Source organism: Mycoplasma sp. 3392 (assembly GCF_053851755.1).
Genome location: NZ_JBSQBF010000007.1, coordinates 1 through 780 on the forward strand (window position 1 = coordinate 1; position 780 = coordinate 780).

Genomic DNA, 780 nt, shown 5'->3' on the forward strand with positions numbered 1-780 from the left:
GTCCTACAACCCCAACTTCAATGTTGGTTTGGGCTCTTCCCCGTTCGCTCGCCGCTACTGAGGGAATCATTATTTATTTTCTTTTCCTGTTGGTACTAAGATGTTTCAGTTCTCAACGTGTCTCGCGCTTCCAGCTATGTATTCACTGGCAAGGCAACTAGAGATTAGTCTAGTTAGGTTTCCCCATTCGGAAATCCCCGCTTCGTAGCTTATTTCCAGCTCCACGAGGCTTATCGCAGGTAATCGCGTCCTTCATCGACTTCCAGACCCAAGGCATCCACCAAAAACTCTTACTTATTTAATAGTATGTTCCTATTGTCTAATTGTTATTAGATAGATATGATGTATTCTATAGGTTGATCAAAACGTTTGAATATTAATATATACAAATGTCTTTTCTATTCAGTTTTCAAAGATCTATATATTTGAGAGAATAGAACTCTCAAAACTGGATATAAATTACCATAACCTTAAAAAAAGATTGATTGTTTTGTGAAACAGACTTTATAAGTCTTTAAAAAATGTTGTACTGTGTACTCCGTAGAAAGGAGGTGATCCATCCCCACGTTCTCGTAGGGATACCTTGTTACGACTTCACCCCAGTCACCAGTCCTACCTTAGACAGTCGTCTCCGAAGTTAACTAACCGGCTTCGGGCATTACTAGCTCCCATGGTGTGACGGGCGGTGTGTACAAGACTCGAGAACGTATTCACCGCAGTATGGCTGACCTGCGATTACTAGCGATTCCGACTTCATGAAGTCGAGTTGCAGACTTCAAT

General features: G+C 41.4%; 2 rRNA genes. Both read right to left on the reverse strand.

Going from position 1 to position 780, the window contains the following annotated elements:
* Window positions 1-304: ribosomal RNA gene (locus tag ACWXVV_RS02990) — 23S ribosomal RNA — on the reverse strand; the annotation flags it as partial.
* Window positions 305-544: 240 nt separating this feature from the next.
* A 16S ribosomal RNA gene (locus tag ACWXVV_RS02995) occupies window positions 545-780 on the reverse strand; the annotation flags it as partial.